At 66.0% G+C, this 15,069-nt stretch carries 14 protein-coding genes; 1 reads left to right on the top strand and 13 read right to left on the bottom strand.

All coding sequences use genetic code 11. The features are described from left to right. Positions 1-18: 18 nt before the first annotated feature. Entirely contained in the window at positions 19-1,269 is a 1,251-nt protein-coding gene (locus AC1DKY_RS06855) for a nucleotidyltransferase family protein (protein WP_441604649.1), read from the top strand. On the opposite strand, the gene AC1DKY_RS06850 is transcribed toward AC1DKY_RS06855, so the two are convergent. Genes AC1DKY_RS06850 through AC1DKY_RS06790 form a run of 13 tightly spaced genes read right to left on the bottom strand, consistent with a single transcriptional unit; the run spans position 1,233 to position 15,068 of the window. Continuing rightward, positions 1,233-2,345, bottom strand: a complete 1,113-nt coding sequence (locus AC1DKY_RS06850; RefSeq protein WP_441604560.1) for a glycosyltransferase family 4 protein — start codon at positions 2,343-2,345, stop codon at positions 1,233-1,235. The genes AC1DKY_RS06855 and AC1DKY_RS06850 overlap by 37 nt on opposite strands. Beyond that, positions 2,342-3,415: a glycosyltransferase family 4 protein gene (locus AC1DKY_RS06845; protein ID WP_441604648.1), complete on the bottom strand. Its 1,074-nt coding sequence runs from the start codon at positions 3,413-3,415 to the stop codon at positions 2,342-2,344. The genes AC1DKY_RS06850 and AC1DKY_RS06845 overlap by 4 nt, the downstream gene beginning before the upstream one ends. 54 nt (positions 3,416-3,469) lie before the next feature. Then, positions 3,470-4,984 (bottom strand): B12-binding domain-containing radical SAM protein, encoded by a 1,515-nt coding sequence (locus tag AC1DKY_RS06840; RefSeq protein WP_441604647.1) that lies wholly within the window; start codon positions 4,982-4,984, stop codon positions 3,470-3,472. Between the two features lie 23 nt (positions 4,985-5,007). Continuing rightward, positions 5,008-5,709, bottom strand: a complete 702-nt coding sequence (locus tag AC1DKY_RS06835) for a class I SAM-dependent methyltransferase (protein WP_441604559.1) — start codon at positions 5,707-5,709, stop codon at positions 5,008-5,010. Beyond that, a complete protein-coding gene (locus AC1DKY_RS06830; RefSeq protein ID WP_441604558.1) occupies positions 5,709-6,938 on the bottom strand; it encodes an amidohydrolase family protein in 1,230 nt (409 codons plus the stop codon). The genes AC1DKY_RS06835 and AC1DKY_RS06830 overlap by 1 nt, the downstream gene beginning before the upstream one ends. A gap of 4 nt (positions 6,939-6,942) precedes the next feature. After that, complete coding sequence (locus AC1DKY_RS06825; RefSeq protein WP_441604557.1) at positions 6,943-7,794, bottom strand: class I SAM-dependent methyltransferase; 852 nt, start codon at positions 7,792-7,794, stop codon at positions 6,943-6,945. Positions 7,795-7,848: 54 nt separating this feature from the next. Beyond that, entirely contained in the window at positions 7,849-8,706 is an 858-nt protein-coding gene (locus AC1DKY_RS06820) for a Wzz/FepE/Etk N-terminal domain-containing protein (protein WP_441604556.1), read from the bottom strand. Positions 8,707-8,717: 11 nt separating this feature from the next. Beyond that, the gene (locus AC1DKY_RS06815) at positions 8,718-9,896 is read right to left on the bottom strand and encodes a hypothetical protein (RefSeq protein WP_441604555.1); all 1,179 of its coding nucleotides are present in this window, start codon (positions 9,894-9,896) and stop codon (positions 8,718-8,720) included. Then, positions 9,893-10,837 (bottom strand): glycosyltransferase, encoded by a 945-nt coding sequence (locus AC1DKY_RS06810; RefSeq protein WP_441604554.1) that lies wholly within the window; start codon positions 10,835-10,837, stop codon positions 9,893-9,895. The genes AC1DKY_RS06815 and AC1DKY_RS06810 overlap by 4 nt, the downstream gene beginning before the upstream one ends. A gap of 2 nt (positions 10,838-10,839) precedes the next feature. Beyond that, on the bottom strand, positions 10,840-12,090 hold the full coding sequence (locus AC1DKY_RS06805; protein ID WP_441604553.1) for an O-antigen translocase: 1,251 nt from the start codon (positions 12,088-12,090) through the stop codon (positions 10,840-10,842). Then, a complete protein-coding gene (locus tag AC1DKY_RS06800; protein WP_441604552.1) occupies positions 12,087-13,199 on the bottom strand; it encodes a DegT/DnrJ/EryC1/StrS family aminotransferase in 1,113 nt (370 codons plus the stop codon). Before AC1DKY_RS06800 ends, AC1DKY_RS06805 begins: the two co-directional genes overlap by 4 nt. Continuing rightward, positions 13,199-14,131, bottom strand: a complete 933-nt coding sequence (locus AC1DKY_RS06795; protein WP_441604551.1) for a GNAT family N-acetyltransferase — start codon at positions 14,129-14,131, stop codon at positions 13,199-13,201. The genes AC1DKY_RS06800 and AC1DKY_RS06795 overlap by 1 nt, the downstream gene beginning before the upstream one ends. Continuing rightward, positions 14,124-15,068: a hypothetical protein gene (locus AC1DKY_RS06790; RefSeq protein ID WP_441604550.1), complete on the bottom strand. Its 945-nt coding sequence runs from the start codon at positions 15,066-15,068 to the stop codon at positions 14,124-14,126. The genes AC1DKY_RS06795 and AC1DKY_RS06790 overlap by 8 nt, the downstream gene beginning before the upstream one ends. Between the last annotated feature and the right edge of the window lies 1 nt (position 15,069).

Raw genomic sequence — 15,069 nt, 5'->3', positions numbered from 1 at the left:
TTCGCCATGTCCACCTCCATGCCACCGCTGGACGCCATCAAATCCGGTCTGAAACACACCACCGAGATGCTGGCTGCCGAACTGGCCCACCCCAGCGGCGAGACGCCGGGCTGGACCGAACTGGAATGGCGGCTGGCCACCGCGGTAGCTGCCGCGCACGGCGTCGCGTCGTTGTTCGCCCTGCAGCCGCGCTGGCAGAACCCGGGATGGTCCCGTTTCATCGACAGCCAGTACGAACACGTGGCACTGCGCCATCAACGCATCGCCTCCCTGCTGAAACGCATCGATGCCGATGCGCGCCATGCGGGTATTGCGCTGGTCGCGCTGAAGGGTTCGGCGTTGCATGCGCTCGGCGTCTACTCGCCGGGCGAACGGCCGATGGCCGACATCGACCTGCTGGTCAGCGAAGCCGACGCCGAACGCGCCGGCGCCTTGCTGGAAGCGCTGGGTTACGCGCAGTCCTACGCGTGCTGGAAACACCGCGTCTACAAACCGCTCCATGGCACGCCGACGGTGGGCCTGGGCGACCATCGCGACACGCCGGTCAATATCGAGCTGCATACGCGTATCCAGGAACGGCTGCCGGTGGCGACCGTCGATATCACTGAGCGCATCTATCCGCGCCATCCATTGCCGGGCATCCAGCCCTACCCCTCGCTCGGTGCGTTGATGTGCCATCTGCTGCTGCATGCCGCGGGCAATATCTGCAGCCGCACGCTGCGCCTGATCCATCTCAACGACATTTCGCTGCTGGCCTCGCGCATGCAGCGCAACGACTGGCATGTCCTGTGGGATCACGACACCGACGAGGCACCGTGGTGGGCACTGCCGCCGCTGCAGCTGGTGTCGCGCTACTACCAGGGCGCCGTGCCGGCTGCCTTGCTGTACGAGCTGGAATTGGACTGTCATGCGCTGCTGCGCAGCGTCTCGCGCCATCACACGCTCACCCAGGTGTCCTGCTCGGAGCTGTGGCTGCATGCGTGGCCGGGCCTGGAATGGGTGCGCTCGGTACGCGAAGCAGGCCACTACCTGCTCAACCGCCTGCGCCCCTCCGAGGAGGCCAAGCAGGAACGCGACGACATGATCCGCACCCAGCTCTGGCTGCAAGGCTCGCCATGGGCGAAGTCGCGCCAGCTGAGCCGCATCGTCACCCTGCTGACCCGTTCGGTGCCACGCATGGACACCATGTACGTGGTGCGCGCCGCGCTGACGCAAACCACCACGAGCCGGGCTCAGCGCCCGGAACCGGCCGTCAGCACCTGCAGATAAAGTGCTTCGAAGGCGCGGGCGGTGTAGTCCGCATCTTCGGTGACCGCGCGACGCTGCGCAGCCACCGCCAGGCGCAGGCGCAGCTCGTCATCGGCCAATACCTGCCTGATCGACTCCGCCAGCGCTGCCCAATCACCCACCGGTACTGCCAACGCCGCACTCGGCGACCATTCCGCCAGATGGCCCACGGCGGTGCCGACCGTGGGCAGCCCCATCACTGCCGCTTCCAGCAATACCAGCGGTCCGGCCTCATGGCGCGATGACATCACCAGCACGTCGGCCGCTTCCATCATCGGCCGCAACTCGCGCTGCGTCTTGAAACCATGAAAGTGCACGTGGCCGTTGAGCCGCAGCTCGCGCGCAAGTCGCTGGATCTCGCCATCGAGCGTGTCCACGCCCACGATATCCATCTGGAAGTCCACACCCGATTCGGCCAGCACGGTCAGCGCCCGCAGCAAGGTCGATTGATCCTTGACGCGATTGAGGCTTGCCACATGGATCAAGCGCGCGCGACCGGTGCGACGACAGCGCGGCGGCAACGGCGGCCACGCGCGCAGATCCACGCCCAGCGGCACGCGACGGGCGCGCAGTCCCAGCGCCTGCAGCGAGTCGATGATGGGCACGCTCGCCGCGGTCACGGCGTCCGCACTGCGCAGCACCAGCGCTTCGCGAATCCGCCCTTTCAGGCGCTGGCGGCCGCCATAGCCGATATCGTGCAATGCGACCAGCTCGCCGCCGGCGATATGCACGAAGCTGGGCAGGCGCAGCAGCATCGCTGCCGCCACCGCTACGAAACTGCATGAGCCGGAAAAAATCGCCTGCACCAGGTCAAACGGCGCACGGCGATGCTCGTTGCGTATCGCCTGGATGGCGCGCAGGCGCGACCAGCCATCGCCGATGTTGTGGATGTGCGCGCCGGCCAGATGCCAGCAGTCGGCCGACGCTTCCTGGCGCAGGGCAAACACGTGCACTTCGTGCTCGCAGGCAAGACGGCGAATCAAGGCCAGCAACACGGGGATCACGCGGAATTCGCCGCTGCGATCGACGCCGCCGGGGACTACCAGCGCCAGTTTCATGCGGCGCCTCCCCGCCGACCGGCGTGCAGCTGTGCATACGCGTCGGCCCAGCGGTGACCCACCGCCTGCAGCGACAGACAGCGGTCGAAATGACGGCGCACGTCGGCAGCCGACGGGCGGCGCGTCGCACTGCGCAACAAGGCGCTGGTCAGCGCCTTGGCGTCGCCGCGCGGCCATAGCTCGCCCATGTCGCCTACCAAGGCGCGAAACGAAGGAATATTGGTCACCACCGGCGTCACGCCGCAGGCCATCGCCTCCAGCAGGGCGTAGCCGCAGCTTTCCGCATGGCTGCCTGACACGAAGATATCGGCGGCGCGCATCAGCGACTGCACCTGCTCGTGAGGCACCTTGCCCAGCAGATGCACGCGCCCGTGCAGGCGCGCATCGCCATCGATGCGCTGCTGCACCTGCGCCAGCAACGGCGCGCTGCCAAAGGCGCACCACAGTTGCAGGCCAGGCAGATGCGTTGATGCCTCGGCGACACCATCCAGCACCGTCAAGGGATCCTTGCCGGACTGCAGATGCCCCACCCAGACCACGCAGGGGTCACCGTGCAGACCGGTCTCGGCCCGCGCCTGCTCGCGACTGCCCGGGGTGAAGCGGCTGGTGGATTCGGGTATCACGAACAGTCGCGTCGACAAGCCCAGCAGGCCAGCCGTCACGTATGGGCGCGCAAGTTCCGGCGCGGTGAAGGCAACGCCTGCCGCCGCCGCGTACCAGCGCCGCCAGCGCAGCCGGCGCCAACGCGGCGGCATGCGGTCGGCGTGATCCTGCAACAGGATCGGCAGTTGCGGCAGCGCGCGCGACAGCGCATAGGCATCGCCGGCTGCGCCAAGACTGTGGACATGTGCCACCTCGACGTTCAACTCGCCGAGCAACCGGGCGATCCGTCGAACGCGATCGGTGGCGTTGCCGTCATGGCCCGCGACAAAGTGATAGTCGACGCCGTTGCGCTGCAGGCTCTGCGCATGCGCCGCCAGTTGCACCACGCTGACCCGCGTGCCTGCGCTCGCGGCGATCTCGGCAATGTCCACCAGCGAAGGCCATGTTTGGAGGATGTCAGCCGGCATGAGGTCCACCGGTGCAGGAATAAAATTGATCTGCGCAACATGCAATGGCACGGGTCAGAGTCCCGAAACCTGAGGCATGCGCAGGCGCACCAGGCGGTTGGCGAGATTCAACTCCCACGGCCGGTCGTAGCGACGCATCCGGTAGCGCCACGAGGCCGCCGCGGACAGCGTGCGCTTGGCCCAGGTCGGCGAACGCAGGTCCTGCACAGTCGGATAACGGCAGCGAAGCACGGTGACAAAATCGTGGATGCGTTGACGCAGCTTGTCGGTCACCCATGGCGCATCCGCATGGCAGGCGTAGTCCACCCACCGCTTCTGCGTCCATTCCTCCGGTGTCGAGGGAAACACCAGGGGCTCGCCGTTGAGGTCGAGCAGCGGCGTGGAAGCACGCTTGCCGCGATCCTTCTCATGCTTGCTGCTTTCCGGCAGCGGCGTATAGACGTAGACGATGATTTCCGATTGCGGATTGACGCGCTTGAGTTCGCGGATGAACTCGAACGTATGCTCGGTCTCCTCTTCGGAGTTCTCCGGCGGCGCGACCATGAAGGACAGCTCGGGGATCACCCCATGCCGCCGGCACAGCTCGGCCACCGCCAGCGTCTGGTCCGGACGCGTGCCTTTGCGGATTTCCTTCAGCATGGTCGGGCTCGCCGATTCCGCGCCGATGTAGGCCATGCGCAGGCGACTCTTGCGCACCAGCTTCCAGGTACTCTCGGAGAGATTGAGCAAGGCATCCGCGCGCGCATAGCACCACCAGGGCAGCTCATAGCGCGCCATGATTTCCAGCAGCGGAATCATGTCCTGCTCGCGGTCGAAGAAATTGTGGTCGAAGTACTGGATGGAATCGGCGCCCAGCTCGTACTTCAGGTATTTGAGATCGCGTTCCAGACGCTCTAGCGGCGGCAGCGCGGTGGCGCCGCCAAACATCGCGGCCACGCCACAGAACGTGCAACGGAATCGGCAACCCACCGACGCCTGATGCGCAGCCGTGCGACGACCGAGGAACGTACGCGCCAGATAGCGGCTGGGATCGCCGAGCTTCTCGTACGGCAATACCGTCGGCGGCCCATTGCGGGAGAACGGCCGGCTCGTGTTGTTGACCAGCTCGCCATCCTTGAGCCAAGACAGGCCGTTGATGGTGGAAAGCTTGTCCGGATCGCCCGCATGCAGGGCGGCGACCAGTTCCGGCAGGCTGTCTTCGCCCTGCCCGCGTATCGCGTAATCCACGTACGGCGCACGGAGCGCCGTCTCGGTATAGAGCGTGGGAAAATAGCCGCCCCACACAATGGGCACGTCGGGCCGATGCGCGCGAATCGCGCGTGACACCGCGATGGCCGGCTCGATCTGCGGGCCGCCCATCACGCTGATGCCGACCGCCGTGCAGTGGCCTTCATCCAGCGCGTGCAGCGTGCGCTGGACGAAGTCGCGCTCCATATTGCCGTCGATGATGCGACTACTGCCCGCACGATCGAGCGAGGTCGACAGGTGCAGCAACGACAGCGGAAAGCGCGCGCTGGAACGCGACGTGATGGTCGGGTTGATCAGAATCGTGTGCGGCGCGTGGTTCATGGGCGGACGTGTCGTGGCGGTGATCATGGCTTGCGCCACAGCTGGAAAATAAGGGCGACCGGCACCTCCAGCGCGGCGCGGTCGAAATGCGCGCCGGGCGGAATATCGGTGGGGTCGAGCATGGGTTCGAGCACGCAGCCGATATCCAGGCCCAGCCTGCCGCAGGCAGCGTGCCAGTGGCTGTAGAGATGGGCCGTGTGGCGCACGGCGTAGCGACGGCCCTCGGCCTTGAAGTCGCGCAACCAGCCCAGCGCATGGCCGATCGGATGGACGTCGCTGCACAACACCATGCCGCCCGGCTGGGTGACGCGGCACAGCTCGGCGAGCACGGGCTCCAATTGTTCGACATGGCCCACGGCCAGTCCGCAGATGGTCAGGTCTGCCCAGGCGTCGGTGACCGGCAGCTGGTCCAGGCTGCCCTGCATCAATTCGATCGAGGCGCGTCGACGAACGTTGCCCAGTTCATCGTGAGCGCGCATCAACATGTCGGGCGACAGGTCCACGCCCACCACGCGCGCGGCGCCGCGCTGCACTGCATGCCGCATATAGCGGCCGGTGCCGCAGCCGGCGTCGAGCACGTTGCGTCCGCTGAAATCCTGCGGCAGCAGGCTGAGCATGGCGCGTTCTTCAGCCAGCATCACCGGGTTGTGCGCCCGCGCCGGGTAGCTGGGAGCCCACAGCGCATACGCGTCGGAGGGATCGAGGATGGGAGTGTGGTGCAGCATCAGCAGCGCGCCTCGACGGATACAGCGTTGACCGGCGCGTGGCGCACCGTGGCAAGTTCGAGCCCCGGTTCCAGCGCCAGCAACTCGGGATCGGCCAGCGCCTTGGCCAGCAATTTGGGACGACCATCCAGCAGCACTGACACGGTCTCCACGCCCGCCACGGCAAACCAGTCGGCAAAGTCGGTATCGGCAATGCGCGGCAGACCGTCGCGCACCACCGCGCGGATGTCGCTGCGCTCCAGTCCGAGCAGGCTCGCCTGCGGGTCGCCGCCGCGGTCTTCCACGATCAGCAGATCGGCGTTCGCGCCAGCCTGCAGGCTGCCGTGCCATGGCAGGCGCAGCAGTCGCGATGCATCGGTGGAGACCAGGCCAAGCAACTGTTGTGGGGTGAGGTCTGCGTGCATCGATGCAGCCCGCAATTCCTCCAGCAGGTCGCGCGAACCGCTGAGCCGGGAATCCGTACCCAGCGCGAGACGTCCCGCCTCGGCCAGGCGACGAGGATCCAGCGTGCGGCCCAACAGACGTTGATTGCTGGTGGGACACCACACCACGCCCGCGCCGCGTTCGATCACCCGATCGATATCCTGCTCGCGCATGCCCACGCCATGTACCAGCACGCTGTGGCCCGCCAGACAGCCCAGCTCGTCCAGCTCCGCCAGTTCGCCCTGCGCCGTGGCATCGCTGCCTTCGGCCAGATGGATCATCCAGGGTTGGTCGATCGGCGTCTGCGCAAAGCTCTGTTGCACCGGCGGCCCGTACGAGCTCCAGCCCAGCGCATAGCTCCAGCCGTAGTCGCGCAGCAGCGCCACCGGGAAATCCTCCGCGTCCAGCGCCTCGTGCCAGGGATCGTGGTGCGCCACGCAGGTGGTGCCGGCCAACAGGTTTTTCAGTGCGCCGTGGCGCAGGCGCAGCGCCTTGGGCACGCGCAGGGCCGCCAACACGGCCGCATCGCCGAAGTGCGACTGGAACGCCTCGATCCACGCGTAGCTGTTGGGAAATACCTGCGCGCCCGGCAACGGCGGCACGGCATTCACCTGCAGGTGTTCGTGCGAGTTGATCAGGCCTGGAAAAATCAGGTGATCGCGCAGGTCGATGCGATGCGCCCAGGCCGGCACCGAGGCGTCGATGCGGCTGCCGCGTATCCGCAATGGCCCGCGCGTGATGCCCTCAGGCACGACGCATGCCGCTCCGCAGAGACTGGCATGGGTTCGAGCGAACCAGGCGTCCATGGCGTCAGCGCTTGCGCATCACGATCAGAAAGTGATCGCCCATGTCGCGCAGCAAGGGCAGCGCGCCGAGGCGGTCGTCGAGTCGGCCCAACTTCTCGTACCAGGGCTTGCGGCGACGGTAGTAGTCCACCAGGTAGGGCGGCGGCATGAACAGGCTGAGCGCGCGATAGTCGTCCAGTGTGAACAGATCGGCGAACGCCCGGTAGAACTCGCGCGGCAGGTAGTAATAAGTCCAGATCGTGTGCTTGTTCATGCCCACCGCAGCGGGACCGCGGGTGCCGCGCACGCTGGCGCGGCGGAAGCGTCCACGCATCGCGTAGTGCCCCATTTCCCACGGACAGATGCGTCCGATCACCGAGAAGATCAGTTTGCCGCCGGGCTTGAGCAGCCGTGCGCACTGCTCGGCCACCGCGTGCAGGTCGGGTGCGCAATTGAGCGGACCGAAATTGGAATAGATGCCGTCGAACTGTTCCTGCAGCTGATCCAGTTGCTGCACGCCAAGATGCCTGGCCTCCACATGCGATTCCAGACCCGCCACGGCGGCGCGCGAGCGCGTGCGTCCCACCATCGCCGGCGACCAGTCGGTGGCCACCACCTGGTAACCGCGGCCGGCGAATTCCAGCGCATCGATCCCCGTGCCGCAGCCGATGTCCAGCAGCTGGCCGTTGGCCGGCACCTCGCGGCAAACGGTATTCCACAGGGTGACGCGCATGCGCTGGATCAGCTCATTGTTGCCGCGCGGACCGTCGTAGTCGGCGGCCACGCTGTCGAAGGCGCGCTGCGTGTCGAGCAGTTGCGCCTCGTTCAAGGTGGCTTCCAGGGGGCGCCGGCTCGCTTGTTCCATGGCTGATTCCAACAGTGTTTGCAGGTTGATCGATGCGACCGCGCATGCGGTCCGTTGTAGGTGCCGTCAGGCGTGTGTTTGGTTGAATGAGACCGTGGCGACATGCGCGCGGCGCAGCGCATTGCGCACGATCGCAGCCAACACGCCCAACGACAGGCCAAACAGCACGCCCATGCCCCAGATCAGCGCAAGATTCGGGGATGCCGGCCCTTGAGGCACGTAAACCGGCCACATCAGCGAGGTCTGGTAGGTGAAGTTATGGGCCAGGCGCACGCTGAGCTCGCCCTGCGTCTGGCGCAGCTCGCGGATCTGCGCATCCGTGGCCGTCAACAGCATCGAGGCGACGCCCGCGCCCTGCGCATCCTTGTCATGGGCACCTGCCGGCGTGGCCGCCTGCAACAACTGGCTGCGTTCGGCCTCGGCCGCCTTCAGGTCCGCACTCACTTCATCCAGGCGCGCCTGGGTCAATGCCAGCGGCTTGGCCATCAAGGCCTGATGCACGACCTGCAACTCCGCCACGGTGGCCTCGGCGAACTTGCGCGCCTGCTCGGGCGACCAGCCGCGCACGCTGAATTTGATCAGGGGGCCGGCATAGGGCAAGGGATCCAGTTTCACGCTCTTGCGATACAGCTTCGCTTCCGGCGCGTCTTCCTTGATGCCCAGATTGGCCAGTACGTGGTTCTGGAACGGCACCAGTTGAAGACGTTCAAGGACGCGCGCCAGGGGCTCCACCTTGGGATCGGTACCCTGAAGCGCCGGCACCTGCCCGATCTGGATGAACGCCGTGGCTTCCCACTGTCGTCGCGCCGTGTGCGCATACGCAAACACCGCCAGCAGCACCACCAGCAGGCCGGCCAGGAACCACGCCCATTCGCGCGCCAGGATGTGCCATAGATCCATTACGTAGACTTCGTCGTTTTGCATGATGGCGTGACTCATGGAAGAGAAGGTGGGACCACGCCGCTCGGCAGCGCGTGGGCATGGGAGTGTTGGGGACGGGCGTGCCGGCGGTTCGGCAGCAGCGCCGCAATCAGCTGCATCAGCAGGCACAGCAGGATGAAACCGGCATTGGTCCAGGTGAAGGCTTGCGGCGCGAACGGCGCCATCAGGCAGGTATAGGACACGCGCAGAAAGATCAGCCAGCCAAACAGCGGCACGGTGGGCTGCAACCGCCGCACGCTCCACAGTAGCAACGCGTAAAGCGCCACCATCGATCCCACGGCGCCGACGGGGCCGAACGCCATCAGGAACGGAAAGAACTCCGTGCCCACGTTGATGTTCGCTGCATCCAGCGGGATGCCCGTGCCGGCCGTGGCAATCGAACCGGACATCGGCACCAGCTGATTGATCAGGAAATGACTGTCCGTGTAGTGCTTGGCGAGAATGGAGCCGAAGTTGTACGGCCCCGCGCTGGCGTAGAGCAGCAACCACTTCACGCCTTGCGGCGAGGCCTTGTACATGTCGCTGAAGGGAAGCGTCACGTAGTCGAGCGTGCCCGAACGCAGGATGCCCAACACCGAGAACATCACCGCCCCGCCCACCGCCAGCACGGTGACGGTCTTCCACGGCAAGGGGCGCGCGTCGTCGCGACGGAACAGGAAGATCAGCGCCATCGAGAACAAGGCGGCGAAGATGCGGTTGCGATCGATCACCAGCACCGGGAAGAGCAAACCCGCCACCACCAGCGCCGCACGCAGCCACTTGTTGCGCGCGCAGAGCAGGCCGATGGGTGGCAGCACCCAGCACATGTCCGATACGTGCCGGATATGATCGCGACCGCCCTCCATGTTCGCGTAGGCCGACGGCGTCGCGAACAACGGGATGGGAAACAGGGTGAGATCGAGCGCGCAGAACACCACGATCAAGCCGGCAAACAGCAGCGCGACCAGGCCGTCGCGCGTGCCCACGTAATCGCGATGACGGAACACCGTGCTGCGCGGCAGCCGTATGCCAGCCACCGCATCGAACACAAAGATGGCGACCGCCATCACCGCCAGCAACAGGATGCCCTGCAGGTAATCCGGCGGCAGGTCGTAGCTGAGCAGGGTCAGCCCGCAGGTCAGCAGCAGCGGAAAGCTGATATAGAACGACGGCAGGCGCAGCAATTGTTTCATGCCCGCTCCAGTTGGTGGTGCGGCCAGCGGCTGCGCGTGCGCGACATCAACCTCAGCAAGGCGTAGCCCGCCATGTGCACGCCCACCGCCCACACCCGTCGCTCGAGGAAGGCGATCTTGGCGCCCATGTGATGCGACTGCGCCAGCAGCAGGGTGCGATACGGCTCTTCGAACATGGCCGAGCGCCGGATGGCCACGTCGCGCGCCTCCATCAGGTTATGGATGCGCGTACGCGTGTCGCGCGTGCGGCTCAAGTTGTTGCCATGGATGCGGTAGGCGCACACATTGCGATCGATGAAGCCGATCGCATCATGCGCGGCCAGGCGCAGGAAGAAATCCCAGTCGTCGATACGCAGGGTCTCGCTCCAGCCGGCCACGGTTTCCAGCGCGCGGCGGCGCACCAGCGTCACCGGCCCACCGATGGCCCACTGGGTGATCACCGCGCGGCGGATGCCCTCGGCACTGCCATACAGCCCCTTGTCCGCGTGGTGCAGGTCGCGCATGCCGCTGTCGTACAGGCGATGTCCGTCCTGATCCACCACTTCCGAATCGCCGATCACCGCCCATTTGTCGGGATGCGCCAGCAGATAGTCGACCTGCGCGTCGAGGCCGCCCGGCAGCAGGTAATCGTCGCTCGCGCCCAGCCGCAGAAATTCGCCACGCGCCCGCGCCGCCAGCTCGTTGAGCGTGGCCGCCACGCCCTTGTTGGCGCGACGCACGTACTCCACCGGCACGTCGTTGCCGTGCCTGGCGATCCACGCGGCAATGCGCAGACCCGTATCGTCCGTGGAACCGTCATCGATGATCACGATTTCCTTGCACGGGTACGGATCCTCCAGCACGCTGTCCAGGCAGCGTTCCACGAACCGCTCGTGATTGAACGCGGGCACCAGGATGGAGACCAGCGGCATGCGCGCCCCCGTCGAGTTGGCGTCGTTCATCGTCATAGCTCCCTCAGGTAGCGGCGAACCACGATCACGTTGAAGACCAGGTACAGCGCGTAGTTCACCGTAAATGCGTACATCGCCCCGACCAGCCCGAAGCGCGCGGTGAACAGGTACACCAGCACCACATAGCTGATCGCGAAGGCGAATTCCGAAGCCACAAACAGCCGCGTCATGGCCTTGGCGAGCATCACGTAGGAGAGTACGAACGAGGCGATCTTCACCACGTCGCCGACCAGCTGCGGCGCGTACAGGCTGTTGGCGGCGGAGAAATCCGCGCTGAACAGCAGCGCCGTCACCCAGCCGCGGCAGACATAGATGCCCACCGCCAGCAGCAGCACGGCCGGCATGATGTAGCGATAGGCGAGGCGCAGTTCCGCCAGCAGCGGCGCGCGCTCGTGGGTCGAGGCCAGTTTCGGCAGGTAGTAGACATTGATGGCGGTAGTGAGGAACAACAGATAGGCGTCCGACACCTTGCTCACCGCCTGCCAGTAACCCACCTGCCCCCAGCCGAACTGCGCGGCCAGATGATCGCGCACGGCGATATTGACCAGCGGCGGCACCAGCGCGGAGGTCAGCGTCATCACCGAGAAGGTCGCCAGCCGCAGCGTCATGTCGCGGTCAAAACGAATGCGCAACATGCCGCGGTGGAAATACGGGCTGCGCCACCACGCCGGCAGGCCCACGGCGAGCACCAGCAGTTGCCCGATCACGAGCGCCAGCAGCGCGCCGTAGAGCTGCAGCCAGCGCGCCAGCAGCAAGGCCACCACGATGCTTAGCAACGAACCCAGCGCCTGCACGAAGGCCAGGCGCTTCACATCCATGAAGCCATTGATCACGGCAAGGATGTAGTTGATCAGCGCAATGCCCAATTGCGCAGCCGCCAGCACGGCAATCAAGCCCTGATAGCGGATATCGCCCAGCAGCCAGCCGGCCAGTTGCCGGCTGAGCAGCAGGCCGAGACAGCCGATCAGGCAGGACGCACACAGCGCATACCACAGCGCGGCTGACAGCAGACGCGACAGGCGCTCGGGATGATCCCGATATTCGGCGACGTACTTGACCACGCCCGCACTGATGCCGCCGCCGGCCAGCACCGCCAGCATGGACATCAGGCTCATGAACTGGCCCAGCCGGCCCACGCCCTCCGGCCCCGCCATCCACGCCACCAGCTTGAGTATCACCAGGCCCGCGAGCAGTTTTGCCGCGGTGGCGAAGGAGGCATAGAAACCGGCGCGCAGGATGTTCATGGCGCACGCTCGAATGCATTGCAGGCGGCGACCACGCGGTCGATCGCCTGGTCATTCATGGTCGGCCCCATCGGCAAGCTCAGCACTTCATCGTGCAACTGCTCGGTGATGGGCAGGCTCAACGTGTGCAAGGACGGATACGCCGCCTGGCGATGCGGCGGCACCGGGTAATGCACCTGGCTATGCACGCCCTGGGCTTCCAGATGTCGGCGCAGCGCGTCGCGCTGGCCACAGCGAATCACGAACAGATGCCATGCGTGGCGCTCATTGCTCTCGACGCGCGGCAACACGATGCGGGGGTGATCGATGCCTGCGCGATAGCGGCTGGCCACTTCGCGGCGGATCGCCACCTCCTCATCCAGATGCGCCAGCTTCACCCGCAACATGGCGGCCTGGATTTCATCCAGTCGCGAATTGGCGCCTTGGTACAGATGCTGGTACTTCACTTCCGAGCCGTAGTTGCGCAAGGCTTTCACGCGCGCCGCCAGTTCGTCGTCGTTGGTGACGATGGCGCCGCCATCGCCCAGCGCGCCCAGGTTCTTGGCCGGGAAAAAACTGAATCCGGCCGCGTCGCCGAAAGCGCCCGCGCGCTGCCCTTTGCTGCTGGCGCCGTGCGCCTGGGCGGCATCTTCGATCAGCAGCAGCTTGTGCTGGCCGGCGATGCCCGATAGCGCGGCCATATCCGCCAGCTGGCCGTACAGGTGCACCGGCATGATGGCGCGCGTGCGTGGGCCAATGGCCGCCTCCACGCGCTGCGGATCAAGGTTGAAGGTCGCCGGATCCGGCTCCACCAGCACCGGCACCAGTTGATTGGCGGTGATCGCCAGCAAGGTGGCGATGAAGGTGTTGGCGGGAACGATGACTTCGTCGCCGTCGCGCAGCGCACCGAGTTCCTTGTAGCCACGCAGGATCAGCGACAAGGCATCCAGACCGTTGCCCACGCCCACGGCATGGGCAACGCCGCAGTACCCCGCGAACTCGCGCTCGAACGCGGCCAGTTCATCACCCATCACGTACCAGCCCGAGTCGATCACGCGCGACGCAGCCGCCTTCAGCTCGTCGGCGTAACGGGCATTGACGTCGCGCAGGGAGAGAAAGGGCACGTCCATCACAGCACCCACTCGTAGATATCGTGCACGATGCCGCGGGCGCCGAACGATTCCTTCTGCGCGATCAGGCCGCTGTTGAGCACCGTGCCCTCCTGCTCGGTCGAGATGCCGAAACTCAGATAACTGCGGTCCGCATAGGCCTCGGTGACCAGGCTGCCCAGCAGCAGGCTCAGCGCATCGACGCGCCTGCCCTCCTCCGACGCGGCGAGGTATTGCGTATGCACCGTGCGGCCAAAGTCGTAGACCAGCGCACCGGCAAGCAGCAGATCGCCCTGCCGCGCTTCGTGCAAGGTGATCTGTCCCGGAAAGCGCGAGCGCAGGAGTTGCAGCTCGGCCAGGGTGTGCGTCGGCACGGCGTCGTGCCGGCGCAGCACGTCGCCAAGCAGCGCGTGATAGCCGGCCAGATCGTCGCTGCGACGAACTTCCACGCCCATCGCACGCGCACGCCGGATCGCCCGCCGGCGCGCCTCGGAAAACCCGACGGCGTGCTGCAGCGGCACCACCGAGGAGATGTCGCGCCGCTTCAGGTTGGCGCCCACCCGCTGCAGGGCGTAGAGATCCTCTTCCGACGGATAGGCATGGAAGATATGCGGCACCGCCTTGTAGATCAGGCGATCCACGGCCGCCTGCTGGTAGTGCTCGCCCATCATCTCGAACACCGACAAGGTGGAGTCGGCGCGCAGGTCGTGGGTAGTAATCAGGCCGGCATAGGTCAGGCCGCCATGGCTGGTGACCACGTTGTCGCGACGGCTGGCGGGAAATACGGCGACGATCTCGGTGCCGCGTTCCACCACCAGCGAACTGTCGAGGAAACGATCGGCGTGATAGTCCATGTAGCCGCGTCGATGCAGAAAGTTGCCGTTGCGCGAACGGCCCACCACGGCGTCCCACGCGGCGGCGTCTTCGGCGCGATACGGGCGCAGCCTAAACATGCGCCATCCCCGCCAGCGGCTCGCGGGCCACGGCCACGCCGAAGCCATCCAGGCCCATGTCGTTGCCGTTGTAGAACATCAGTACGTCGTCGCCGCGCTCGATCAAGGCCGGGTAGCAGATGGTCCGCGAGTCCCAGCCGCTCTCGGACAAGGCCATGCCCAGGGCCTCGTCGCGGCGTTCCCAGTGGATGCCGTCGTCGCTGAAGGCCACGCCAGGGAAATAATCGCCGCCGACGTTGCCGCGGGTGAAATACATCGCGTACCGGCCATTCATGCGATACACGCGCGGTCTCCCTATGCGGTACTCGCTGCCTCGCGGCTGCAGGCAGACGTGGTCCTCGCGTGGGATACGCGAGAGGTCGTCGGTGCTCACGCAACGAATGTGGTAGCGGGGAAATGGACGCCCGTCGATGACTTCCCAGTCATCACCCACGGCATACCACAGGCGCCATTGCCCGCCCTCAAACATGGCCGAGTGCACGGCCGCTATGGTGCTGCGTCCCGGCGCGCGGTCGAGGATGGGGGTTTCCTGCACGCGCTCGAAATGCTCGCCGCCGTCGGTGGACACGGCCAGGCCGGTGAAGGCCAGGAACTTCGCGCGTGCCACGCGCTGGAAACCCACGTAGAACATATGCAGGCCACCGGGCGCCTGCACGATGTCACCCAGGATCATGCCGTTGTCGTCGAAACAGCCGCCGCGCCCGATGTCGAGCACGGGCTCCGCACTGACCCGCAATACTTTTGAAGGATCGCTCGCTCGCACGTCGACATAGCCGATGCGGCTGACCCCGTCCTCGTCGCGAAACCCCGCGTAGACGCGGATGGTTTCGTCATCCAGTCGCCACGGCGTAGGCGTCAGGGCGGAATGACGCATCCACCCGCCCACGCCCTGCCGCGCGGTATCAAATACCAGCCCCTGCTTGCGCCACGCCGCCATG

The sequence above is a fragment of the Dyella sp. 01N448 genome (assembly GCF_056399225.1).
The sequence above is the reverse complement of the archived record's forward strand: the minus strand, read 5'-3'. Positions and strand labels throughout refer to the sequence as shown.

What these genes read in the sequence shown, in the direction of transcription:
- AC1DKY_RS06855 (WP_441604649.1), top strand. Translation starts at nt 19, where the DNA reads ATGCCACCGCTGGACGCCATCAAATCCGGTCTGAAACACACCACCGAG.
- AC1DKY_RS06850 (WP_441604560.1), bottom strand. Translation starts at nt 2,345, where the DNA reads ATGAAACTGGCGCTGGTAGTCCCCGGCGGCGTCGATCGCAGCGGCGAA.
- AC1DKY_RS06845 (WP_441604648.1), bottom strand. Translation starts at nt 3,415, where the DNA reads ATGCCGGCTGACATCCTCCAAACATGGCCTTCGCTGGTGGACATTGCC.
- AC1DKY_RS06840 (WP_441604647.1), bottom strand. Translation starts at nt 4,984, where the DNA reads ATGAACCACGCGCCGCACACGATTCTGATCAACCCGACCATCACGTCG.
- AC1DKY_RS06835 (WP_441604559.1), bottom strand. Translation starts at nt 5,709, where the DNA reads ATGCTGCACCACACTCCCATCCTCGATCCCTCCGACGCGTATGCGCTG.
- AC1DKY_RS06830 (WP_441604558.1), bottom strand. Translation starts at nt 6,938, where the DNA reads ATGGACGCCTGGTTCGCTCGAACCCATGCCAGTCTCTGCGGAGCGGCA.
- AC1DKY_RS06820 (WP_441604556.1), bottom strand. Translation starts at nt 8,706, where the DNA reads ATGCAAAACGACGAAGTCTACGTAATGGATCTATGGCACATCCTGGCG.
- AC1DKY_RS06815 (WP_441604555.1), bottom strand. Translation starts at nt 9,896, where the DNA reads ATGAAACAATTGCTGCGCCTGCCGTCGTTCTATATCAGCTTTCCGCTG.
- AC1DKY_RS06810 (WP_441604554.1), bottom strand. Translation starts at nt 10,837, where the DNA reads ATGAACGACGCCAACTCGACGGGGGCGCGCATGCCGCTGGTCTCCATC.
- AC1DKY_RS06805 (WP_441604553.1), bottom strand. Translation starts at nt 12,090, where the DNA reads ATGAACATCCTGCGCGCCGGTTTCTATGCCTCCTTCGCCACCGCGGCA.
- AC1DKY_RS06800 (WP_441604552.1), bottom strand. Translation starts at nt 13,199, where the DNA reads ATGGACGTGCCCTTTCTCTCCCTGCGCGACGTCAATGCCCGTTACGCC.
- AC1DKY_RS06795 (WP_441604551.1), bottom strand. Translation starts at nt 14,131, where the DNA reads ATGTTTAGGCTGCGCCCGTATCGCGCCGAAGACGCCGCCGCGTGGGAC.
- AC1DKY_RS06790 (WP_441604550.1), bottom strand. Translation starts at nt 15,068, where the DNA reads ATGGCGGCGTGGCGCAAGCAGGGGCTGGTATTTGATACCGCGCGGCAG.